The 24,588-nt window shown below is 33.8% G+C and carries 23 protein-coding genes; 12 read left to right on the forward strand and 11 right to left on the reverse strand.

Annotated elements, in window-relative coordinates:
• The first annotated feature begins 9 nt into the window (after positions 1–9).
• From H0S70_RS01375 to H0S70_RS01385, 3 genes are all read left to right on the forward strand, one after another.
• Positions 10–225: a hypothetical protein gene (locus H0S70_RS01375; protein ID WP_188321428.1), complete on the forward strand. Its 216-nt coding sequence runs from the start codon at positions 10–12 to the stop codon at positions 223–225.
• A 22-nt stretch (positions 226–247) separates the two neighbouring features.
• Positions 248–1,384, forward strand: coding sequence for a hypothetical protein (locus H0S70_RS01380; protein ID WP_188321429.1), 1,137 nt, complete (start codon positions 248–250; stop codon positions 1,382–1,384).
• 418 nt (positions 1,385–1,802) lie between these two features.
• Positions 1,803–2,645, forward strand: coding sequence for a toprim domain-containing protein (locus tag H0S70_RS01385; RefSeq protein WP_188321430.1), 843 nt, complete (start codon positions 1,803–1,805; stop codon positions 2,643–2,645).
• 10 nt (positions 2,646–2,655) lie between these two features.
• Here the strand turns inward: H0S70_RS01385 and H0S70_RS01390 are convergent, their stop codons facing one another.
• On the reverse strand, positions 2,656–5,733 hold the full coding sequence (locus H0S70_RS01390; protein WP_188321431.1) for a DEAD/DEAH box helicase: 3,078 nt from the start codon (positions 5,731–5,733) through the stop codon (positions 2,656–2,658).
• A 607-nt stretch (positions 5,734–6,340) separates the two neighbouring features.
• Here H0S70_RS01390 and H0S70_RS01395 point away from each other — a divergent pair.
• Genes H0S70_RS01395 through H0S70_RS01405 form a run of 3 tightly spaced genes read left to right on the forward strand, consistent with a single transcriptional unit; the run spans position 6,341 to position 7,510 of the window.
• Positions 6,341–6,772 (forward strand): single-stranded DNA-binding protein, encoded by a 432-nt coding sequence (locus tag H0S70_RS01395; protein WP_188321432.1) that lies wholly within the window; start codon positions 6,341–6,343, stop codon positions 6,770–6,772.
• Positions 6,773–6,795: 23 nt separating this feature from the next.
• Positions 6,796–7,041 carry an addiction module toxin RelE gene (locus H0S70_RS01400; RefSeq protein WP_188321433.1) on the forward strand — a complete coding sequence of 82 codons (246 nt, stop codon included), beginning with the start codon at positions 6,796–6,798 and terminating at the stop codon, positions 7,039–7,041.
• Positions 7,025–7,510, forward strand: a complete 486-nt coding sequence (locus H0S70_RS01405) for a DUF1281 family ferredoxin-like fold protein (RefSeq protein WP_188321434.1) — start codon at positions 7,025–7,027, stop codon at positions 7,508–7,510. The genes H0S70_RS01400 and H0S70_RS01405 overlap by 17 nt, the downstream gene beginning before the upstream one ends.
• 327 nt (positions 7,511–7,837) lie before the next feature.
• On the opposite strand, the gene H0S70_RS01410 is transcribed toward H0S70_RS01405, so the two are convergent.
• The 10 genes from H0S70_RS01410 to H0S70_RS01455 form a co-directional block, all read right to left on the reverse strand.
• Positions 7,838–8,890, reverse strand: a complete 1,053-nt coding sequence (locus H0S70_RS01410; protein ID WP_188321435.1) for a DUF7005 family protein — start codon at positions 8,888–8,890, stop codon at positions 7,838–7,840.
• A 33-nt stretch (positions 8,891–8,923) separates the two neighbouring features.
• Positions 8,924–11,836 (reverse strand): NHLP bacteriocin export ABC transporter permease/ATPase subunit, encoded by a 2,913-nt coding sequence (locus H0S70_RS01415; RefSeq protein ID WP_188321436.1) that lies wholly within the window; start codon positions 11,834–11,836, stop codon positions 8,924–8,926.
• A gap of 10 nt (positions 11,837–11,846) precedes the next feature.
• Positions 11,847–14,018 carry an NHLP family bacteriocin export ABC transporter peptidase/permease/ATPase subunit gene (locus H0S70_RS01420; protein ID WP_188321437.1) on the reverse strand — a complete coding sequence of 724 codons (2,172 nt, stop codon included), beginning with the start codon at positions 14,016–14,018 and terminating at the stop codon, positions 11,847–11,849.
• 31 nt (positions 14,019–14,049) lie between these two features.
• Positions 14,050–15,309 (reverse strand): NHLP bacteriocin system secretion protein, encoded by a 1,260-nt coding sequence (locus tag H0S70_RS01425; RefSeq protein WP_188321438.1) that lies wholly within the window; start codon positions 15,307–15,309, stop codon positions 14,050–14,052.
• 13 nt (positions 15,310–15,322) lie between these two features.
• Positions 15,323–15,961 (reverse strand): TolC family protein, encoded by a 639-nt coding sequence (locus tag H0S70_RS01430; RefSeq protein WP_188321439.1) that lies wholly within the window; start codon positions 15,959–15,961, stop codon positions 15,323–15,325.
• 22 nt (positions 15,962–15,983) lie between these two features.
• Entirely contained in the window at positions 15,984–16,319 is a 336-nt protein-coding gene (locus H0S70_RS01435) for a TOMM propeptide domain-containing protein (RefSeq protein ID WP_188321440.1), read from the reverse strand.
• A 23-nt stretch (positions 16,320–16,342) separates the two neighbouring features.
• A complete protein-coding gene (locus H0S70_RS01440) occupies positions 16,343–16,648 on the reverse strand; it encodes a TOMM propeptide domain-containing protein (protein ID WP_188321441.1) in 306 nt (101 codons plus the stop codon).
• Between the two features lie 10 nt (positions 16,649–16,658).
• On the reverse strand, positions 16,659–16,991 hold the full coding sequence (locus H0S70_RS01445) for an NHLP leader peptide family RiPP precursor (RefSeq protein ID WP_188321442.1): 333 nt from the start codon (positions 16,989–16,991) through the stop codon (positions 16,659–16,661).
• A 198-nt stretch (positions 16,992–17,189) separates the two neighbouring features.
• Positions 17,190–19,184, reverse strand: a complete 1,995-nt coding sequence (locus H0S70_RS01450) for an adenylate/guanylate cyclase domain-containing protein (protein ID WP_188321443.1) — start codon at positions 19,182–19,184, stop codon at positions 17,190–17,192.
• Positions 19,185–19,251: 67 nt separating this feature from the next.
• The gene (locus H0S70_RS01455; protein WP_188321444.1) at positions 19,252–19,575 is read right to left on the reverse strand and encodes an NHLP leader peptide family RiPP precursor; all 324 of its coding nucleotides are present in this window, start codon (positions 19,573–19,575) and stop codon (positions 19,252–19,254) included.
• Positions 19,576–20,379: 804 nt separating this feature from the next.
• Between H0S70_RS01455 and H0S70_RS01460 the strand changes: the two genes are divergently transcribed.
• The 6 genes from H0S70_RS01460 to H0S70_RS01485 all read left to right on the forward strand — a co-directional run.
• The gene (locus tag H0S70_RS01460; protein WP_185126725.1) at positions 20,380–21,177 is read left to right on the forward strand and encodes a hypothetical protein; all 798 of its coding nucleotides are present in this window, start codon (positions 20,380–20,382) and stop codon (positions 21,175–21,177) included.
• A 27-nt stretch (positions 21,178–21,204) separates the two neighbouring features.
• Positions 21,205–21,570 (forward strand): hypothetical protein, encoded by a 366-nt coding sequence (locus H0S70_RS01465; RefSeq protein WP_188321445.1) that lies wholly within the window; start codon positions 21,205–21,207, stop codon positions 21,568–21,570.
• Positions 21,560–23,023: a relaxase/mobilization nuclease domain-containing protein gene (locus tag H0S70_RS01470; RefSeq protein WP_188321446.1), complete on the forward strand. Its 1,464-nt coding sequence runs from the start codon at positions 21,560–21,562 to the stop codon at positions 23,021–23,023. The genes H0S70_RS01465 and H0S70_RS01470 overlap by 11 nt, the downstream gene beginning before the upstream one ends.
• 34 nt (positions 23,024–23,057) lie before the next feature.
• Complete coding sequence (locus tag H0S70_RS01475) at positions 23,058–23,711, forward strand: ParA family protein (protein WP_188321447.1); 654 nt, start codon at positions 23,058–23,060, stop codon at positions 23,709–23,711.
• Positions 23,712–23,732: 21 nt separating this feature from the next.
• On the forward strand, positions 23,733–24,311 hold the full coding sequence (locus H0S70_RS01480) for a hypothetical protein (protein WP_188321448.1): 579 nt from the start codon (positions 23,733–23,735) through the stop codon (positions 24,309–24,311).
• 41 nt (positions 24,312–24,352) lie between these two features.
• The coding region (locus H0S70_RS01485) for a DUF4134 family protein (protein WP_228453760.1) at positions 24,353–24,588 on the forward strand (236 nt) is incomplete at its 3' end.

Below are 24,588 nucleotides of genomic sequence, written 5' to 3' on the forward strand. Positions count from 1 at the left end.
CTTATCACTATGAAAATATCTGATTTAAAGCCCGGACAAAAGGTAACCATTAATGGTGCATCTGCCGAATATTTGGGAATCCAGAAAGTGAGGATTCCAAAAATAGGTAAGACAGAAAAAAGAGTTTTTAGATGTGAAGGAGTCGACGTTTACAAAAATTATAATCTCAGCGAAGGCTCTAAAACACTTAAAAGTGAGAAAATAAAACTACAGAACAAATTGTAAGGGTTTTAAGTACGCGATTAAAATGGCTGTTCCTGAAAAAGAGGTAAAACTCATACGTAATAAATTTGAAAATAAAGCTGATAAAGTTCCTGAAAAAATACGGTTCGGGAACCAATTTGTGGATGATTTTATTTTCGAAGACCATCAGGCGGCAGATATTCCGATTAATGCACTTCGAGTGATTTTCAACATTATCTCCATTATCGGAAACGAACAGTTTCATCCGGAAATCCGTCCAAAACAACTATCCTTATTTGATGAAGAGTTTGAGACCGGAAACAACATTTTTGCCTCGATCAAAATCCGTAACAGCAGGATTTCTCCAAGCGGTTCCACAAAGCAGGTAGTTGATGCTTACGAGTTTCTCGCCAAATTTAAAATGGGATGGTACAAATCCGTGAACGAAAAAGGGAAGGAGATTAAAACTTTTGGTGGACTTATCTCGACGCCAAGTTACGACCAGAGAGGTTTCACAAGTTTCCTTATCAGCAGTTACTGGCTGAAGAAGTTGGTGGTCATTCCCGAATACAACTACGTCCTTTACAACCTGGTGTACAATATCCGTAATAACAAGCATATTATTTTTGCGATTTGGCTTTCCAAAATTCCTGAAAGTGGAACGGTCTTAAAACTGGCCACATTCAACAAAAGGTTTGGACTAAATTATAAATCCGCAAAGGATTTTTGCTTTAAATTTTTGAAGCCCGCGCGAATTAGCTTTGATAACTTCAATACGCTTTCCTTCAATTTCAGATATGAGAAAGATTCCATCTTTATTGTTCCATATCACAACAAAAATGCTCAAACAGAAAATTACTTATTAAGTGCACATCCATTTGAAAAGTATGATTCAGTGAAAGACCATTTTAATCCTACGGAAAAAATCACAAGAAGGCTTATCTATTTCAAAAGAAGATACGGATTGAATGAAGGCGATGCAATACAGTTTTTACATCAGTATAAAAACATTGCACAAACGAGGGATTTGATAGAGAGGGCGTTTAAGCAATTCATCCAAAACTGCAGAATGAACAATATAAAATCAACACGGTTTCAAGGAAAACAGTTTTTGAATGAGATACAGGAACATATTAAGATTATCTACGCTAATACAAAAATGGGGGAGTTATTCCCCAATGGTTACCCGATGATTGTCTGAATTCGGAATTGCACTCACCTGTAATTCGGAATTGCACTCACTAAAGCTAAAGAACTGTTTATAAATAGGAAATTTTTATTCTGATTTCGGAATTGCACTCACCGTCAATTCTATTTCTAGATTAAAACAGTGGATAGGTGCCCTTTTTTGGGGATAACTCAAGATTCGGGATAATAGTAAAAATTGTATTCGGAATTGCGCTCACCAAAAAACAGGTTGTTTTGCGGAATTGTACTCACCACATTTTCGGAATTGCACTCACAGAATTTCGGAATTGTACTCACCGAAAAATAGATTCAAACCCTTTTTCATAGAGCATTTCGAACTTAAATTAAAAGTATTATTAAAAAAAATTAAAAAGTCTTTTTTTATTTAAAAGGAAATGTGGATAACTCAATTGCTTTAAAAAAGAAAAAAAATGAATTGCAAAAACATCAAAGAAAAAGTTGGCATCCGCTCGGTTTTGGAATCCTTCAATCATTTTCCCGTCAAAGAAAATAAGAAAACCGCTTTCTACTTTGCGTTGGACAGGGAAGAAAAAATTCCGAGTCTTTCCGTGGATTTTGAAAAGAACCAAGCGTTCGATTTTGGTACGGGTAGAAGTTATGATGTGATTTCCATCGTTCAGTTTATAAAGAAATGTTCTGTTTCAGATGCGTTGAAATACCTATCACAATTTGTTTGCATAACTGAAAAATCAAGTTCAAAAAAGTTAACTATAAAAAGGGAAAATTATCGCATTATTAAAGTTCAGGAAGTCAAGCATCCGACTTTGGTAGATTATTTGAAATTCCGCAAAGTATTTGAACAAAAAGACCTAGTGAAAGAAATTTACTATGAAATGGGTGGAAAACAATACTTCGGAATTGGATTTGAAAATCATTCCGGTGGATTTGAAATTCGTAATCCTTATTCAAAAATCTGTCTTGGCAAAAAAGATATTACACTCATTCAATCGAATACAAAAAATTCTGAAATCGCAATTTTTGAAGGTTTTTTCGATTATCTCACTTTCCGAGATTTGGAGAAAAACCAAAGCTCAACTTGCGATTATTTAATTTTGAATTCTACTTCGATGCTATTTAAAGCGGAAGAAATCCTAAAGAATTATAGCCAAATATTTCTGTTTTTAGACAATGATAAGAATGGAAAATCGGTTAAATCAAAAATTCAAAACCAATATAAAAATGTGGAGGATTGTTCGTTGATATACCACGAGTTTATGGATTTGAATGAGTGGTGGAAATTATCTAAGCATTAAATATTACAAATCATTTATCTAATTCTTTAGCCATCACATCAAAATAAGGTTGCTTGCTCCAAAGTTTTTTATTTCCAATCACATAACAACGCTTTTTGGCACGTGTAAGTGCCACATTGAGCATGTTAGGCTTTGAAGAAGCCCATTTTCGTGTACCTTCTTTTTCTGGATGGCTTCCTAAAACAATGAAAACTACATCCGCTTCTTTCCCCTGAAAAATGTGGATAGTTCCACATTCAATTTTTGAATCCTTTTCAATTTCATTATCATAACTACACTTATTTGCAACAGCTTTGAAGGGGGAAATTACGTAAATTTCATCAGAATATGTTTTTCTTAATTCTTTTATTTTTTCTTTAAGCAGCTCAATTTCTTCATTTATTACTTGCGTATCACCTTTACCACTTCCATCAATATCAAACCAACAAGATTCACCAATGAATGGGTTTTTATCTTTATCTCTACCTTCTGTGCCATACACCATTTGGTCTTGATACGCTATTTTGTTGGCTATGTTAAACATCGGATTGAAACATCTTCGGTGGGTTCTTAGTGGAAAACCCGTCCAAATTCCATCTTCATCATCACCCAATTGCGTTCCATATTCAGAAATTCTGTCAGCTAATTGCTGAACGGAAGAACAATATGGAGACCAGACTGAATCAATCTTTAGATTATTTAATAAACTTTCAACTAATGTTTTGGGTATAGTGACCACAGGCTCTACTTGCAAAGGATCTCCTACAATTATACAGCGTTTTGAGCGTTGTACCAACCCTGCAACCGATTGGGGAGTTGCTTGTCCGGCTTCATCTATCAAAAGCCAACCTACTTGATTTTTAGTTATATTAGGAAATAATCTGCTTGCCGATGCCAATGATGTCGAAACTACAGGTATGCAGAAGAAAAAACTATCCCAAAGCATTGTTGTAAGCTCTTCCGAAATTTCATTTCTACCAGATATCATTTCAAAAAAAGCATTCAAATTATTTTTAAATTGTTTTGCATTGGCAAGAATAGCAAATTTGTGAATATCAAGTGCTTTTAGAAAAATTTCAGTACGAATTTTTGCAATTTTTTTAGAATGATAAGGTGATAGCAAGTGAATTTTTTTCAAATCTTTTTCGTAAAAATTAATATCAAAAAGATTTTCTTCATTTATTTCATATTTTAAAAGAAGTTGAGATTTTAAACTTTCATATTTATTATTAAATTCTTCAATTTGGATTAATTGATTTTGAATGTTTTTGAGTTGATTTTCAATGTTATTGAGTTCAGATTTCTTTTTCTCTATCTTAGAATTTATTTCTTTTATTTCGGAAGAAATGCTATTAAATTCAGTAAGAAATTCACTTACCTCTTTATTCCACTGTTTATATTTCTTCGTGTTAAATAATTTTTGGAAGAAAAAGAAAATTGGCTTTTTCGAATTAAAAGTATATAAAGAAATTCTTAGATTTTCACGTTCTTTTATTTTGTCATTTTTACCTTTTTCAAATTCTTGTAATTCTTTGTTTAATTCACTTTTAGTAGTTTCTTTACTTGATTGAGCATTTTCTAGATCTTTTTCTAAAACAACATTTTTTCTAAATTCATCAAACCCATTATGGAAATCAGTGGCAGTCTTTTTAAAGGCATTGAAGTCTTCTAGCAAAGTGGAAAACTTTTTTTTAGCAATCTCAAAATCAGATTGATAATTTTTTTGTTCAGTTTGAATACTTGTCAAGAAGTTTTGAAAATTACTTGCATTTTTATCTACAATAGCTTTGTTCTCATCATTCCTAATTAAATTTCCCTTCTCGTCCTTAAGAAATGATTTCCAGAAAAGATTGCTAAAATTATTCTTATTTTCAGATTTGCCTAATGCAGCAGCTAAAATTCCCCAATTTTCATCTCCTGTAAGATCTTTTTTTGCATATTCACCAAAATAATCGGCATTTGGAAAGGTCTCTTTATCAATTTTTTTAGCCTGTGGCAATTCTTTACTAATATTTTCTACCGCAGCATTGTTATTACTTGCTACAACGATTCCGTAATTCCTTTGTAAAGAAAAATTTAATGGATAAACATATTGATATCTATCTTTAAAATCTAATCTAATATCTTTTCCAAAAAGATTATCAAAACCAATGTTGATAGTTTCTTTGGCTCTATCTACTATTATTTGAGCAATGACATCTAATAAAAGTGTGGTTTTTCCTGTACCTGGAGGGCCGTTTACTCCTTGTATTCCAGAATGATTTTTCAAATCTTTGAAGATGGAATTTATTGCTCCCAACTGTGCTGTGCAAAGTCCATATTTAGGATTTGATGCCCATTTCCCTTCATTCAAATATTTAGGATTTATGGTTTCAAAAAAATCATCTTTGTTTTTTATCAAATCTGATTTTTTCTGGTTAGAATTTAATGTTAAATATTTTTGCAAGGTTGGAGATAATTCAGTTCCGTCATCAACCAGTTTATTTAAATCTTCTAAGTAAAAACTATTTAAAAACGGGGTATCAACTTCAGTATTTATTCCAACATCTTTTTCAATGTAATTGACCATTATATCATCAGAATTCCAACCTGTTAGTTGTTTTAGATATTCTATTTCTTTATTAATAAAATCCCAACTGGCAACATTATTTTCTAAATTTTCCCCATCAGAAGGTTTAAGAATGTTGAATCTTTGCAAATATTCATCAGACACATTTTGAAGAAGTTGATAAACCGAAACAATATCTTTCTTATTTTGAAGAACATCTATTCCCAAAACATAACTTGCCAAAGTATAACTATTAGAGTCAGGTTGACCATATCCATCGAGAACGATAGATGAAAAGCATGTGGAACCGCTAATTTTTTCTTTCCATTGATTCTCCTTTTTATCAGCAAATATTTTATTAATCTGCTTAACTACATTTTCTTTTGAAACTTTTCCAAAGAAGAGCGTGTAAATTATTTTCTTATTTTTTTTAGTTATTTTCTTTTCTAGCCAAGGAAGTTCGCTTTCCCTGTTCAACGGTTTTAATTTTTTTTCATCCAAATCAGGAAGATTAAATACTTCTACATTTCTCCAAAATTGTAATATGTTTTTGTGAGACATTTATATTTTTTTTTGTTGATTAAGATTTCTAAGAAAGATATTCAAATTTAATTATTTGTTTTTAGTTAATTGAAATTCTAAACTGACATTAGATTTTCATAAATTCCCGTGTTTTCCCGTTGAACAGAAACGTTTACTTTAGTTGAACTTTACTTCCAACAGCGGTTGGGCTTTTACGTTTGCAAATGTAGGACGACACCATCCACACGAAAAAATCTTTTTGGGTTTCTAAAAAAATTCTTTCCACAAGTTCCAACAATTTTTCCAGACACTCCTAAATCCTTCGAACAAAAAGATTTCAAGCCCGATTCGGAAAATTTCTGCCATTATCCAGCGGAACCGAATCGGGTTTTGTATGTATGGTGCCGTCCTATGTTCATGGGCAAAGAAAAAGCCGGAACCTCAGTTGTACGAATCAAATCAACCATAGACGTTCTTTGAAATCAACGGAAAAACAATAAAAATCCAGCAAAAAATACTGTTTTTCCAACTTAATATAAAAAAAAGAAAAATGCCGAGTGTCCTCGATGCCAAATCAATTCACTCTCTCATTTGACCTTTGACAAAACGAAAATTAACAAAATATTAACATTTAAATTTTAAGATTATGAACACAATCGTAGGCAGAATTACCAAAAACGCAGAAATCAACGCCCTAAAAAACGACAAACAGGTCGTAAACTTTTCTGTAGCCATCAATGATAACTACAAGACAAAAGACGGCGAACGCAGGGAGCAGACCACCTACTACAACTGCTCCTACTGGATAAGTCCCAATGTAGCCAAAATATTGACCAAAGGGAGTTTGGTGGAATTATCGGGCAGGATAAGTTCCACTGCGTGGATAGGCAAAGACGGAGAGATAAAGTCTGGTCTGAATTTCCATACCTCAAAAATCAAACTTCATGGAGGTGGAAAAAAGTCGGAAACAGGAGTTGCGAATTTCAACCAAAAAGGGCAATCCAATAGTCAGTTTACTACAAATCCGCAAAACACCAATGTTCCTGATGATGAAACGGACGACGATTTACCATTCTAATACACATTAATCATTTATAAAAAATGGAAGCACAGTTTAACTTTCAGTTGAGACACCGAAACGACAAAAGAAAATGGGAAGAAATTGAGGTTTATTACCAAACCCATTGCGACAGAACCGCAGCGATACGCTATGCACGAAGACTTTCCAAGACATTCCATTCGGAAGTCCGATTGACAGAGGGAAAAGAACCGCTGAAATCAAGCGGAACATATATTTACGAACAAGCAGAACCTTTAATAATTAGAAATTATGGCAAACTGGTGTAGCAACTCTGTTGCTTTCGAGGGCAACGAAACCGATTTGGAACAGATAAAAATGGAGTTCCGAAAAATGATTACCAAAGAACAAAATGAAAACTGCGGACAACTTCCCGAATTTATTTCGGACGAAAGCAGGGGATATTTTTTTGACATCGTTTGGGAAGAAGGCGACTGTATCTTCAACTACCAAACCAAATGGTCGCCCAACATAGAAGTTTTAAAGCAGATTGCGGAACGCTTCAAGGTTGATTTCATTCTCGATTATGAAGAAATGGGCAACCAAATCTATGGAAGGACGATTTTTTCCGATGGCGAAATCACAGATATTTATTTGGAAGACAAGGATTTTGAGAAGTATCAATATGATGAAAAAGACGAAACCTACTTTTTCGAGGGAGAAATCTATGAAAGTGATTACGAAATATTAGAAACCCTTTTGGACAGGAAAATCAGGAAAATCTATGAAACGGTTTAAAACCGAGCAAATTCGGTAGATTATTACCAACTCGCCAACTTTTCTATATTTCCGCATTGCATTTCAACGAGCAATGCGGAAACGGGTCGAGGAAACTGATTTTTATATCTGTTTTCTTAGAATGACCTAAAAAAACTGGCGCAAAAATGCAGTTCCTCTTTAAAGTCGGAACCGCTTTTTTGCGGAAATTGGAGCAACCACATTTCTAAAACATTGCCGTTTCTTTGCAGGAGGATGTTTTTGAAAAGAGGTTGCGGGATTGCACATCTTAAATGTAAAACAATTTTGATTTAGTTCTATGAAGTTTGCAAACCTTAGTAAAGAATTTTATAATATCTTCAAATATTCATCAATTAAAATTAGATTTCCTTTTTCAGATGAAATATCTAATAAACTCACTTTACATAAGGTTTTTATTCTCTTAATTAGCTCTTCGTCACATGAATTATATCTTCCGATTTCCAAATCAAATAAAGAAATATTTTCTACCGCATTTTTTATGATATTTTTTAAATTTGAAAAATCTTCAAAATTCAGATTTTCAATATAGTTTTCTAAACGCGCTCCTTTTCTATAATTAGGAAATTGTTCTAATCCCAAAAACAACAGCATCCATTCTTTATTAAAGCTACCTATGGCTTTTGTAATTCCAACATAATCTGCAATAAGTTCGTCGTGAAGATTGTTAGACGCAATACCAAAATGATTTAATGTAAACAAATGAGTGCATTCGTGCTCTAACCGTATTTTAAATGATATATCGAGCCAATCTTTTGCAGCTAAATCTACTGCAATACTCTCAACGCCACTATATTTTTTTTCACTTAATAGTATTAATTTATCCTTGTATAATGAAGGATTTGGTAAAATATATTGTTTAAACTCCTGACTCCAGGTGTGACTAGATATACTTTTATTCTGCCATTTATTTTTAAGAAACTTTATTTTTTTCCAGTTGTTTATGCCATTAATCAAACACGCTCCCATAGACATTGGAATTTCCTTTGGACTATTTCTATGTAATAACGCTTGAGTAATTTTTACAAAATCACACTCATCGGGAATCACAATGATAGGAATATTACCAGCAAAACTTTTATAAAGATATAGCTGTATATTATCTTTATCATTTAGCTTTAGACAATTCTTTTCACCTTTAACATCTTCAAATTTTCCTTTTAAAGTAGCGTCTCTATACAATTGTGAATCATCAATTCCTTTTTCTATCTTAAAACATAATTGTGGGAAACATAGTTTCAGAAATTCAATCGATTTACTATGAACATTATTGTTTTCGTCCCAAAACGAATCTTCTGTAATACTTTTTTCACTTGCGGATAAAAATTTATTTGCAAGATAATATTTTAAATTTTCAGACAAATCGTTTTTAACCTCCATCGCTTATAATAACAACTATGCAATTTGTCGTTTTGCTAAAGTAGAAAACAGTCCGTCCAACTTCATCAGTTCTTCATAGGTGCCAGATTCAACAATCTGTCCTTTATCCATTACAAATATCCGATCCGCATTTTTAATTGTACTTAACCTATGTGCGATGACTATTCTCGTAGCTTGAAGTTTTTCCAAACTTTCAGAAACAATCGTTTGAGTTCGATTGTCTAGTGCACTTGTGGCTTCGTCCATAAACAACAATCGTGGTTTGTGTACGATCGCTCTTGCAATCATTAGTCTCTGTCGTTGTCCGCCAGAGAATGTACCTGCTCCTTCGCTTACTACCGTGTGCATTTCCATTGGCATTTGTTTTATGTCTTCATCCATACCAGCCATTCGTGCGGCTTCCCAAGCATCATCTAATGTTAGTTCGGAGTTTCCAACGATATTTTGATAAATACTTCCGGACATGAGAGATCCATTTTGTAGGACAACTCCAATTTGTCTCCTAACCAATTCCTTGTTCATTGATTCAAAAGACTCTCCATCATAAAAAATAGAACCCGATTCTGCCTGTTCAAATCCTAAAAGTAATCTCATGACGGTAGATTTACCCGATCCTGATGCGCCAACAAATGCGACCATTTCTCCTTGCTTTATTTTAAAACTAAGATCTTTAAGAATCAATGGTTGATCAGGATGATATCTAAATGATAAAGAATTAATTTCAATATCTCCAGCCAATTCTCCAGGATCTGTACTACCTTCTATGGTTTCCAATTCTGCCTCTAGTATTGGTCTCACTCTTTCATATAACGGTATAACATTTAAAGATGTTATTACTGCCATACTCAACTTTAAGCTATCATTTAGGAATTTATTAAATGAGGTGATGAAAGCCATAAATGCACCAACACTTATGATAGATGTAGTCCCATCAGATGTTGAAATTGAATAATATAAAAACGAAAAAAAGAGGATGCTTGTGAATAGCGGATATGAAGCATTAAAAGTTTCAACAAAATTTTGATAGGTGCCAGAATTGAAACTCAACCTCTTTAATCTTGAGAACTTTTCTGCCCACAAAGAGAACACTCTGCTTTCTCCTCCAGTAATTCTAATTTTAGAAATTCCCGACAGAAATTCGAATAAAAACCCTTGCAATTCGCCTTGTTCTTTTGAAATTTGTCTATCATACTTCAGTTTTAACAAACCAACGACTATCATAAAAGCACCCGCTACAATACCCAATAAAATTCCAATCCATGCTAATCGAGATTCGTAGTAAAACAATAGGATAAGGTTTACAAAGGAGAATGCACCACTCAAAGTTGCCATAATAAGCGTATTTGACAAAATTTGCCTTATTGAATTGATACTGAGTACCCTATTTGTTAAGTCTCCTGAACTGTAATTTTTGTAAAATGTAACAGGTAGCCTTAATATATAATCCATTACAGCTGCTTGAAGATTAATGCTGGATTTGGATTCAACACGCATCTGCAGCACTCCTTGAACTAATTGTAAACCTGCTAAAACGAATCCAGTTATAAGCATAATCAGAAAAATATCGAAATGCAGGCTTCGATCCGCAGTGGGAATAATGTCGTCAAACATTATTCCTGAAAGAACAGGGACAAGTAATCCTACCAAACTTCCGGCAAAAGCTGCGATTATTAGAAAAGAAGCATCGTTTTTTAATCCTTTCATTGCAAAAGATAATACCTCTTTGATGGATGACATTTTGCGGTCAAAACCAGATAAGAACATATACCCAATAGGTTCTAATTCTTGCGCAATTTCATTATTGATTTGTTTTTCTTCCGAAGCAGATAAGTTTTTTAGAATATAACCTCCCTTTGATTCATTTTGTATTAAGGCAACCGGCAAATTATCTTTCTTTGTAAACGCTAATAAATGACCATTTTCTTCTTTCCACCATGTTCCTCTTAAAATGATTTTTCTCATTCTTACGTTTGAGCTCTTAGCAATTGCAGTCAGTTGATTTGAGACATTCGTCTGAAAAGTATCAATATGCTTTGGTTCTTCTACTTTAAATCCTGCATGTTCACCTATTTCCTTACATGTATTGAATAGTAAATTGTTTTTTTTAGTTCCAGTAATAGTACTTCTGAAATTTGATTTTTCAGTACCACTCATGATGGAGCTAATTTGGTGCAAAGTGTTATTAAGTCGATTTGCTTCATTTTTTGATTTTTCACTGAAAAAATCCTTTTCCTCTTCAAAAGATATCTCAAAAGTTTGATTAAGTTGTTTGTAAAAGTATTCTTGAAGTCTTTCTATCGATAAAAGAAAATTTATTTCATCATTAAATAACTCATTAATACTAATAACCTTTAGTTTTGTGTTGTTTTCCAGAATTTTTAACCAAAGTTTATTTGATATTGGTGTGGGTGAAAGAAATTGGTCATCAGAATTTAATTCCAAATTTTCAGAATAAACACTTATTTTTCCTTTAATTAACTGAATCCAACTTATCCCATTAGAAGGGTATATTATTTCTTCTTTTTTAGCAATAATTTCGTTGAAATGGTCAATTGCGGTATAAACCCTTGGTGAGTTTCCAGATATTAATGATTCAGTGGAATTTTTGATCCACTTGTTTATCATTCCCTTCAAGTATAAGTGATCGATATTCACCAAATCGTTCTTATTGATAGGCAACAATGTAGCTTCAGAAGAATACAAAATAACTCTCGTATTTTCAGTAGAATTTTTTTTAAGTAAGCTGAAAATCAAATCACCCTTAACAGCTTTATACAAGAACTTTAGTGAATTTAAAAAATTACCGTTTTCGTCAATTTTTGTAGAAAAGACATTTACATCACCATTCAAAACCATCCAAACTTTATCTGAGTCCTCTAATACTAAAGGATGTTGAACGGTAATACTTATTTTCTCTTGTTTTGACATAGCTTTTTCGTTATTTAGTTTCAATTAATTTCGAATAAACTCCGTTCAAACTCATTAATTCCTTATGTGTTCCTCTCTCGACAATTTTTCCGAACTCCATTACGATAATTTCGTCGCAATCAACTATTGTACTTAATCTGTGAGCGACAATAAGGCAGGTGCAACCTCTTTTTTTGATGTTATCCATTACATTCTTTTCAGTTGTGGGGTCGAGTGCACTTGTTGCCTCATCCATAACCAATATTGAGGGATTATTCGATAAAGCCCGAGCAATTTCTAATCTTTGCCTTTGTCCACCACTAAAATTGGAACCACCTTCAGAAACCATACTCTCATAAGCATCAGCTCTGGATGCAATCACATCGTGAATATCAGCGTCTTTTGCAGATTGAACTATATTCTTTTCAGGAATCATTGAATCCCAAAACGAGATGTTATCACTAATTGTTCCATTAAAAACGAGCACTTCTTGGTCAATTACTGCCAAAGAATTTGTAATCACGTTTCTATGAATTTTGCTTCTTTCTATATTATCAAAAAGTATGGATCCTTCCCATGGTTCATATAATCCTGATGCAATTTTTGCAACTGTTGATTTCCCGCTTCCTGAACCACCAACTAGTGCGACTCTGCTGCCTGGCTTTAGTTTTAAATTAAAATTCTCAATTAAAGCGGGCATTGTTGTATTGTAACCGAATGTTACATCCTTCATTTCAAAATAGCCTACTAATTTTTTTTGAGATAGGGAAATACTCTTCTCATTATTTTTATCAATTAGGAACTGATTATCAATTTCATAATTCATTACATCGTCAATCCTACCCATATCACTTTCTGTTTCGTGTAACATATTTCCCACCGAAACAAGCTGATTTACAGGGTTCATGAAGTTGCTCATAAGGAAAGTAAATGCAACCAAAGCACCCAATGTCATTTCACCATCCATTATTCTTAAAGCACCTATACCCAGGATTATACTTGAAGTCAAAGATGTTAATAATGGAGGAATGGTATTAAGCCGCATACTAAGCCATCCTAATTCCTGCTGCGCATTCGTGACTTTTGCCAAATAACCCACCCAATTGGTAAAGAAGTCATTTTCTCGTCCAGATGCTTTCAATGTTTCTATCATACTAATACCGGAAGTTGTCGTACCGAGCAATTTCCCCATTTCGTTTGTTAATCTTCTGCTACCATCTTTTCTTGCTCTTGATGCAAATTTTAGAATAAATACATTTATTAAGGCCATCAGGACACCAATCACTGTTAATAAAATATCATATGAAAACATAAGTACTGCATAAAAAACAACCACAATTACGTTTAATGCGGCATTTGCCAAATCTCCACTCAATAGTTTAGATACTTTATCATTGAGAGAAACTCTGTTTCCAATTTCACCACTATATCTTTGAGTGAAGAAAGCAATTGGCAAATGAAACACATGCCACAAAAACTTACTGGATGAGGCTAATGCCAATTTAGTTTCTAATCTTAACAAATAGTATTGCTGCAAATACGTTAAAGATATACTAATGATGAGAAAAGCCGCCATAATTAGTAATAATGGCATGACAAATCCAGAAAAACTATTAACCAAATATTTATCAATGAAGACTTTTAAAAAAGAGGGTACAACTAAACCAGGTACTACTAAAAATAAACTTGCAAGAATAATGTAAATTATGCTCATTCTTGAATTAGTAATTCTTGATGATAAAGATGAAATCAAACCTCTTTTTTCATTTCCTTTTTCAAATGTATCCGACGGATTAAATGTCAAAACCACTCCAGTATAAGACTCGTCAAATTCAGCATGGGAAACTTGATATCTGCCTTGAGCCGGATCGCTTAGATAAACCTTGTTTTTTGTGAAGCCCTCCAATACAAGGAAGTGATTAAAGTTCCAAAAAATTATAGCTGGCGTTTTTATTTGCATTAGTTTTTCAATAGATTTTGCATAACCTTTTGCCTCCAAACCAAATTCTTTTGCAGCCTTAATAATATTGGTAGCCTTTAATCCATCCCTAGAAACTCCACAGGCGATTCTCAATTTCTCCAAAGGAACAAATTTTCCAAAATGCCCCAAAATAATGCTCAAAGCTGCTGCACCACATTCCACACTTTCCATCTGCAAAACAGTAGGAACTTTTACGGGTCTAGCTTGTTTTTCTATTTTCATCGCTACTATACTTCTTATGAAAAATTCCTAATTAATATAAATCGAAAAAGCTCTTAAATGCAGGAACCACAATAGTAACAGGCCTTTCTTCATGTATGGTAATTTTTCCCATGCACGAAGTTCCTTCCTTAATTTTCACATCGGGTCCTTTTGCAGATGTCCAACGAAAACCACTAAAAGAATCGACGTCCTTTTCAAAATCGACATGAACTTCAAAGAGTGGTCCCATCGCTAAAAGACCTTTTGCGAGTTGATCGTTTTTAACTGAATTGAGCATTCCTTGCTGTGTAATAGGAAAATCGGAAATATAAGTCACTTTACCTTTAATAAACCCAAATTCCTGTGGCTGAACTGTGGATGGAGAAACTAATGCTTCCATTCCTTTTTTTATTTTTTTTCCGTCTTTAGAAGGGATGTACAGAACACTCGTTATCTTCTTATTGCCATCTTTCTGATTTTTCAACTTGAACAAAGGTGTACCTGTACCAACTACAGTTCCTCTTTCGGTAAGAACTTCCACCACTTCGCCATCATATGGACTTCTAATGTTTTTTTGAGTATCAAATCTCTCATTCAGAAAGGCTAAATTTCTTTTTGCTTCAGCTATCCTCTGATTCTGTAATGTTAGTTTTTGCTGTAAATCAAAATTTACATTGTTTTGTTGACTGGAGGTTTCGGCCATTTGACCTTTTAGTCGTTCAATCGTATTTTTAGATGCTTCAATTTGTTGTTTAGTATTAGCAACTTGAGATTTAATAATAAGTCCTTTTCCTAATAAAGTGTTTTCAGATTCTAATTGGTTGTATAGAAATGCAAGTTTCTTTTTCTCGGAATCGATTTCTCCCAGAATACTTTTTCTTGTTTGAGAAATATATTCATTTTGCAATTGAGAACCTTGACCACCGTAAGACACGATTTTTCCCATTTCGAAATTCCTATCGGTTAGTATTGCTTTTGCATCTTCTATTTGCTGGTTCAACTCCGGTTGGTGCAACGTAGCAATTATATCACCCTTTTTTACATGTGACCCAATTTTCACATTGAGTTCAACCAATTGCCCTTGGGAAGTAGCAACAACTTCGTGTACCTCTCCACCTTGAATAATTCCTACAACGTCAATCTTGGTTTTCACTTTTCCAAATATTGACCAAACTACAGCAGTGCCAATAGCTAAAGCAATTGTGAGTAATGAAATCCAAGCTTTTCTGTTGGTTACTTTTATAAGCTGATCTAATTTTTCTGGCGTTGAAAGTTTTTCTAAAGCCGACTTTCTAAAAAATCCTGCTGACATAATTTCGTTTTTTTTATTTTGGAATGGTATAGTAATTTTCTTTTCTAACAAGATACCCGTTTTCATCACCTTCAACGAGAGTACCTGTCTCATGCCTTAAATTAATAATAGCCGAAGCAAAACTTTGTTGAGATTTTAAATATTCTAGTTCAGCAGAAGTTAACCTTTCCTGAAATAAAATAACATTTAATAAAGTTGTTAATCCTGTTTTAAACTTTAGCTGTTCGTTTTCAAATGCTTCTCTGTAGCTATCCAAAGACAGTTTTGATTGTTCTAATGCACTTATAGTATTTTCTAAATTATTTAACGCAATGGAAATATTTAATTCAATATTCCTTTTAAGATTTTCATTAAAAACCTGTTGGTCTGAAATTGCAATTTTGCTTTTCGCTAAATTTCCTTTGGCATAATTGTTATTGATTGGTAGAGAAAAAGTAATTTTTGCCCCACCTCCAAGATATTTTCCCTCATCTTTAAAAAAAGAATTTGCTTGAAATGGTTTTCCATTGCCTTGACAAAGATTTAATTTTTTTCCTGTTAATTTTTCAATTGCTTCTATGGGATTTGCTACTAATTCTTTTTTGAAGTTTTCATCTTCCCATGCTTTTTGTACGATTTCTGCATACAGTTTTTGTTCTTGTGTAAATTCCATGTTTTTATTTTTAGTGATTATTTTAAACTTGTGTACCATTAAAGAGATTGTATATCTTTTTTGCAGCATCATAAGCAACTCCTAATGTATCTAAACTTCCACCAGATACAACTTCTAACTCATTTTCGTCTAGTTCCAAATCCATTTCTGGTTTTGCAGGAATATTAATATACACTGTATCTTCTGCGGTTTGATCTCTAGCTACCAAAGTTTTCCCTTTTGGAAGATTTAACTTTCTCCCTGTTAAATTCTCAATCGCTTCTACTGGATTGGCAACCAACTCTTTTTTGAAGTTTTCATCTTCCCACGCTATTTGTACGATTTCTGCGTACAGTTTTTGTTCTTGTGTAAATTCCATGTTTTTATTTTTAAAATTTTATTCTAAACTTTCCCTAAAAATATCGCTAGGAAAAAATCAAAAAAACCACCTCCTGCAACTTTTTCCAGCTGTTCTTCTGATAACTCTAAGTTTTCAAAATTTATCCTTTGAGGAATATTCAAATAAATTTTATTAATGTCTGATTGGTCTTCGATCAAGATTCTTCTGCCCTCAAAGTCTAATCTTTTTTTTGCTATCTTTTCCATAGTTTCTAAAGGCTTGGAGATTAATTCTTTTTTCAAATCAGCATCTTCCCAAGCGTTGGTAACTATCTCTTTATATAATTCTTTAAATTCAGCAGTATCCATGGCTAAAATTTTAAAATTTCATGTAAGTTTTCAAAGTAGGAAATAAATTATCCAATAAGTTTTTCCATAAAATCTGTCCGCCTCCCGCAATCGTTTCCAACTGATCTTCCGACAATTCCACATCTTCAAAATCGGGTTCACTTGGAATGTTTACAAAGACTTTATTTTTATCTGTTTGATCTAATACTATAAGTTCCTTTCCTTCAGGTAAAATTACTTTTGCTCCTGTGTAATTCTGTATAGTATTAATAGGGTCGGTAATCAATTCTTTTCTGAAATTTATATCTTCCCAAGCTTTAGAAATAATTCTCTTTAATACTTCTTCTACTTTTTTATCTTCCATGACTTGTCTATTTTGAATGCTGTAAAGTTACTATGCCATTAGAAGACACATTTGCCAAAAAAACCGACAAAAATGATTTTTTGTTTTTCTTATCGCTTTTTGTTTTATTTTATAAAGATCTTCTTTGCTGTTTTGTATGATATAAAGATATATAGCGAATTGATGAGAAGTTTGCCAAAAAATCTGACAAAATTGTTTTTAGCTATTATTCTTTGCAAAAAGTTCATTTTCTTTAAAAATTTCCTTTTTGGATGATTTCTTTTCCACATAATACATGTTAATATTTCCTTTGCCTTTGGCATGAATATTTCCCCTATATTCAAAATCGAACAGATCTGAATTTTTAAGAAGCTGATACAAGGATTCACTAATATTGACTTTGCCCACGGTTCCATTGCTTTCGATTCTACTGGCGGTGTTTACAGTATCTCCCCAAACATCATACTGGAACTTTCTTATCCCAACAATTCCTGCCACAATAGGACCGGAGTGAATTCCCAAACGCATTTCAAATGCTGGCTTATTAATTAAATCATTTTTATACTTACGAATTAGCATAAACTCCTGCATCTCTAAACCAGCTAAAACAATATTTTCTAAAAATTTATCATCCGGAATGGGGATACCACCTGCAGCCATATAAGCATCACCAATGGTCTTTATTTTTTCGATATTATATTTTTCTGAAATCAGGTCGAAAGCTTTGAAGCAAATGTTAATTTCCTCAACCAGTTCTTGCGGCGTCATTAGTTCCGCAGTTTGAGTAAATGATTTAAAATCGGTAAACAAGATTGCAACAAGATTGAAGTCCCGTGCATTTACGCTCCCTTTTTCTTTAAGTTCTTCGGCAATTTCTTCAGGTAAAATATTTAGTAATAATTTTTCAGAGCGTTCTTTCTCGAATTGAAGCGCTTTTTTGGATTTTCTAACAAAGTTTAATCTATTATAAAGTCCTCCTGCCAATAATACGATTAGCCCTAAAGTACCTAATATATAATTTCTCTGCTTTTCTCTTTCATGAATTTCTTGAGTGTGTTTCAGCTGAACCGCATGCTGTTTATTAACAAAAGCCAAACTATCTAATAATTGCTTGTTTTGAAACTCCATGCTCATCATTTTGTTGGAAGTTTCATTTATGTTTAAACTATCTTTAAATAATTTTGATTTTTCAAAATAATTTAATGCTAGTTTGGTATTTCCTACACATTTATACCCTTCGTAAAGACAGTCACATGCATCTTTTTTAAGAGAAAGTGAATTTATTTCATTTGCGATATTCAATCCTGATTTGCAGTAATTGATTGCGGATTTATTTTCATTAAACTGATTGTAAATCTTACCAATAGCAATTTTTGACTCACTTAAGTATTGTCTGTTATCCATTTTTTTGGAAAGAAGAAGACAATCTTTATAGTATTCAAGTGATTTTTTAAGAAATGACTGTTTGTGATATAATAATCCTAAGTTTAGTAAAACATCTAACTTTAATTGATCATCCTTTTTTTTGGTGATTATCTTGAGAGATTTTTCTAATTTATTTTGAGCTTCGTCATATTTTTTTTGTTTGATAGATATATGTGCTAAAGAAGTCAGATTTTGAGCAATGCCTTTTTCGTCTTTTAATAAATAAAAAATTTCATTTGCTTTATATAAATATTCAATAGCTTTTTCGTAATCTTCCAGTTTTGTATATATTACTCCGATATTTTGGGTAGTGGCAGCAATAATATCTTTATTACCTGTTCTTTTTTCGTTCTTAAGAACATTTTGATAATACTCTAAAGACTTTACATAATTGCCAATATGATTATAAATTCCTCCAATATTATTGTTTATTGAAGAAATCCCTTTTGTATAACCAACTCTTTCATAATTTTTTCTACTAATTTCAAAATTTGAAATAGCATTTGGGTAATCAGCATTATAATAGTGTGATATTGCAATATAACTGTAACAATCACCAATTTTTTTATAGTCTTTAGAGGCTTCATAGATTACTAAACCTTTTTCAAAGAATTCTATAGATTTAGCAAGATCTCCCTTTTCTTGATGTTTTTCGCCAATTTTTATTAAACTATCCGCAGGAATCTGAAATCCATGGATTGAATTATTAATTGATTTTTGCGAAAATAAATAGGAAGAATAGCATCCAATGAATGCTATAAAACAAAGAATCAAACTTGAAATTTTCAACCTATTCATAAAAACTTTACACATAAAAACGTATAGATTCAATCAATCTATACGTTCAAATTCTCTTTTAACTTCCTCCAAAAATATTACCTTCAGCGTTATTTGGTTTAACTATTACAATCCCATCCCCTCCAGACACCGCATCTAACTGATCTTCATTCAATTCCATATCTTCCAAATCGAGCTTAGCCGGAAGATTTATGTAGATCACAGAAGAATTTGTTTGATCTACTACAGAAAGGGTTTTTTCTTGGGGTAAATTAATAGGGCGTCCAATAAACTTTTCAATAGTTTCTACAGGGTTGGCAATAAGATTCCTTTTAAAATCAAGGTCTTCCCATGCCCTTTTTACAATCTCTTGCAAAATTTTTTCGTCATTAGTTAATTTCATTAGTGACATTTTTTTAAGGTTAAACAATACTTTTACTTTTGAATATTGTAAAATTATGCTTATCTATTCTTACAAAACTGCCAATTTCCACGACAGTTTAACTTATCTTTCTTGTTCACGCACAATCCGAAAACCTGTCCAAAAATTCCCTCAATGATTAAAGTAACCTGCGAAAAATAAACACAGGTTTACAATCAACCTGCGTGAAAGAGACCCAACCTAAATTTTCCTAAATGATAAGCATTCTGACAAAAATTTCAATGGTAAAAAAAGACACACCCTCCTTCCCAACCTGCACCAAATAAACTCATCTTTTTCAACAACGTGGGTAATTTAGCCACAGGTTTGTTTTCACCCTGCGTAAATCAGCTAGATCCTACTTCCAAACGTGGGTAAAAAAGTTACACCTCAATTCTTTCCGATTTCCGTATTTTTTTTCCTTCAAAAGCAACTCTCCTAAAAATCCACAAAACAACCCTAAATAACCATTTGAGGAACCTTTTCAGTCCTCTTAAAAATCGGTATAATTTTGTTGCAAGATGTGTCTTTGTATATACAGCTTTTCAAGTTGCATCACCAAAGACGATCTTGCCTTTTTTGCAAAAAGGGGAGAAAAACGGCGGAACTTGTTTTCTGTTTTTTCTGAAATTTTAAACAAAGAGTCCAGAATAGTCCAGATTATTCTTTTTTAGTCTTCCAAGAATCCAGTATAGTCCAGATTGGTCTTATTTAGTCCACGTCCCATGAATACTATTGTTTTCACGGTTTTGATGTTTCAACTTTGCAGAAGAAATTTTAATCAAAATGATGAAAACACTACTTTATTTTTTTCTGTTGATTGTTGGCATATCGGTAAAAGCACAAGTCGGCATCAACACCACAAATCCTGAAACAACTTTTGAAGTTGTTGGAAAACCAAACGATCCCAGCCATTACGATGGCATCATTCCACCAAGAATTACCGGTGACCAATTGGCTTCAAAATCTTATTCAAATACAAAAAAGGGCGCGGTAGTCTTTGTAACCTCTCCGGCGTCTAATCTTTCCGGGCAGGTCATCAATGTCAGCGAGTCTGGAATGTATTATTTTGATGGTAACGTATGGCAAAACTTTGCAAAAGAAAAACAGCCGACTGAATACCGAATCGTTTTGACGTTTGATGAAAATGGGACTGATCCTTTAACGGCGACTTCAACATGGTCTGCACCTGTAAATTATTCCGGAAACAGTCATGCTTATCTAACCTCTTCAAAATATTACACGATTGGAACCAAAAATTTCGGAGGATTGAAAGGATTTGTCCTTTTCAGAAAAGTTAACGGAATTGTCAATGTCAGATTCCAGATCTACCGGTCTTACAATTCTGCACCAATTACAGGAAACGCCTTTATCAGTATAGCAAGCATCTACAGCGACATCGGCTACATTCCCAATCAAATAGTATTACTTCATACTGAAAATTCCACCCAGTTTTTCCCGGCATTGCTTGAAAATTACTCGATTCAAATTCCCCAAACCTCACTCAATGCCATGTCCACCTCATATTACACCTACGGTGAAGTACAGGGATACTCCAATTGGATCAAGCCTTATCTGCCTTAAAAATAACAAAAACAAACGATATGAAAAATGACAAAAGAAGGAAAGGAAGAGGTGATCCTGATCAGGGTTCAAAAACTCCGAAAAGAAAAGTGGAAAAAAATCTGTTCCAAGAGAAAAATTTCCCTCACCAGTTTAATTATCGATTCGGTAGAGAACAGAATTTTGGAAGATGAGAGAAAAAAAATATTAGCGTTCATTGAAAAACAGGACAACATCTTCATCAAGATTGAAACCAACATCAATCAGATAGCGAGAATCGTTAATGGCCAAAAGTTTATTTCCCAAACCGAATTGAGCAATTTTCAAAACCAACTGAAAACCATCGTTGACTTGAAGGAAAAGCAAAATGAGATATTCTTAAAAATTTATTCACTCATCGCCAATGATCGTTAAGATTTTAGGTTCTGCAAGTTCCAATTTTCACGGTGTTCAGTACAACGACAAAAAGGTGGAGAAAGGAACTGGAGAACTGATGCTGTTGAAAAACTTTCCCTCCTTCATCAACGAAGGTAGCAGTCCGGAGCAGGTTCGGGATTATTTAAAATCTATCTCGAAAAGCGACAAAGTAAAAAAGCCACAGTTCCACGCTGTGATTTCCACCAAGTTTCAGGCACACCAGAAGGAAGAACTCACAAAGGTTGCGGACGATTTTATGCATGAAATGGGTTATGGCAACCAACCCTACATAGTGGTCTTCCACAACGATACGGAGAACAACCACGTTCACATTGTTTCGACAAGGGTGGACAAGGAAACCGGAAAAAAGATCAATGACAGTTACGAGCGGTTAAAAGCGCAGAAAGCCCTCTCAAAAACCCTCGAAAAATTATACGGCATTACGCCGGAGCAGGAACTTGAAAAATTACTGAAATACAGAATTGGTTCGCTAAAACAACTTGAACTCTTGCTGGAAAGAAGCGGATACAGACTATCACAAAACACAAATGATGAAAAAAAATATGATATACTTAAAAGCGGCATACCTCTCAAAACCATCGACGGCAGCAAAATCCGACTTAGCCCGCATTCAAAAGACAGCAGGAGTTTGCAGTTGAAAGCCATTTTGACCAAATACAGGGAACTCAGTTCCAACAAAGTCTTCAGGGTAGAAGATAGAAGAAAAAGGGAATCAATGCTTCCAGAAGAAAAGCACAAAGACTGGAAAGCTAAAATAGAGTTTGAAAGCGAAATGCAAAAAAAGTTACGGGATATTTTCGGACTTGATGTGGTCTTTCACTACAAAGACGGACAAAAACCGTTCGGATACAGCCTGATTGACCACAAGACCGAAACGGTTTATAAGGGAAACGACATCATCAAAATGAATGAACTGTTCGAGTTAACCGATGATAGGATTGACAAAAAATTATTTGAAAGCTTAAAGGACTACAACATTACGGACAATGCATTAAAAAAGATTCTGATGGAATATCTAAAACGCACCAATGCAGAAGCGATACTGAAAGATTTTATGCTTTTTGAAACCAAGAGCAGAAAGACTAAGAAAATTTTCGAATCAGTGAAAAATGAGGTAAGGGACTATCTGAAAAACCAAAATTCAAAAGATCTACACCTCATAAAATCGGAAGACGGAAAATATTATGTTGTCCACTCAAAACTTCACTATGTAGGCTCCCTAGAATATCTGATTGGCAAAAAAGAATATCAAAAATTTTTGAATCTGAATCAAGAAAAGCCGATCATAAAGACAAAAGAAGATGAAATTCTGTCAAAGGAACTGCGCCAAAGTGTTAATGAATTGTTTTTTCAGTTCACCAAAACATCAGGATCGGGAAAAGACCCCGCGGAAGACGAACTCAGAAAAAGACGTAAAAAGCGAAGATAAAATTACAGATAACCGTCAACCATCAATTAATAAAATGATTATCACATTTGCTACCCAAAAAGGCGGAGCCGGAAAAACTACCCTCGCCATTGCGTTTGCCAATTATCTGTCCATTGTGTCAGAAAGGAGCATTAAGGTTTATGATTTCGATTTTCAGAAATCCTTCTACTCTAAATGGCTGGATGATGAGGAATCGGAATTGCCCAAACTCTACGATGTGGAAGTCATCGGCGAGGATGATACAAAACCGCCTTTCAGGGATTTGGAAGAAGTCATCGAACTGAAGGAAAGTGAAAACATCTACATCTTCGATTTGGCGGGAACACTTGACCGGAAATACAGTGATGTCCTTATTTACAGTGATTTCATCATTATTCCCTTTGAGTACTCCGATGTATCGGTAAAATCGACTTTGGTCTTCAAAAATATGCTTGGTTTATTGGAAAGTGAGGCAGAACGCATCTTTATCCGCTCTAAATACGACAAAGGTTACAAATACCGAAATCAACAGGAAATGGACGAGGAACTTTCCAAATATGGGCTACTCCTTGAAAACTCTGTACACAAGAGAAACAGCCTTCAAAGTATCAACACAAGAACGCTGAATTACGACCAAAAAAATGCGGTCAAAAGACCCTTTAAAGAAATTATTGACCACATCAACAAGGAACTGAAAATAACCCTTTAATCACAAAAATCAAAAACACAAATGCTAAAATATTCACTCATCTTAATAGGAATCTACGTTCTGTATTATGCCGGAAACATTTTCTATGACCTGTTTTTGAAGAAAGAGAAAACAGCGGTTACCGATGAATCAGAGGAATTCTCCCTCGTCAGTTTTGCAAAAACAGAAAGCCCGCCGGAAAGCCGCATCGAGATTGATGATGTCGAAAACATCCGAACTCCGAAATCCTTTCAGAAGGTTCATCCTCCATTATCTGTCGATCCATCGAAAATTTTCGAACCACCTGATTTGGAAGAAATGAGAAGAAAATTTGAAGCCGAGGAAGAAATGGACGGAGATATTCCCAGAACTGAATCACCGGAAGAGATTAAGGTTTCAGAAACTAAAGAAGAATCAGAGCAACCCGAAAAGAAAAGTGCAACCGAACCCGAAGAAAAAGTTGAATCCCAAACTGAAGCGGAAGAAATAGTTCAGATTCCAAAACCAACACTACAAGAAGAGAATGATCAGTATTGGAAAAAAATGGTCAGTCTTGCACACACCTCCATCAAACTAGTTAAGAACTACGACGGTGAAAAGGTTTATCATTCCACACAGTAAAGAAAACACAAACCCATATAACTAACTTAAAATTTTAAAAAATGATGAAAAAAAATTTCAACACCAAAGTGATCCAAAAGAAAGTACTAGCCGTTGCCTTGCTGATGTTGGCGATGTCCCCAATTTTCGCACAAGGCGGTGCAACAGCGATCTCGAATGCCGCAAGTGACATCAAAGATTATTGGGATCCCATCAAACTCATCCTGAAAGCAGTCGGTGGATTGGTCGGGTTCATTGGCGGACTCCGAGTTTACAACAAATGGACGAACGGTGATCA

It is taken from the genome of Chryseobacterium manosquense (genome assembly GCF_014623485.1).
GTDB classification, from domain to species: Bacteria; Bacteroidota; Bacteroidia; order Flavobacteriales; family Weeksellaceae; genus Kaistella; species Kaistella haifensis.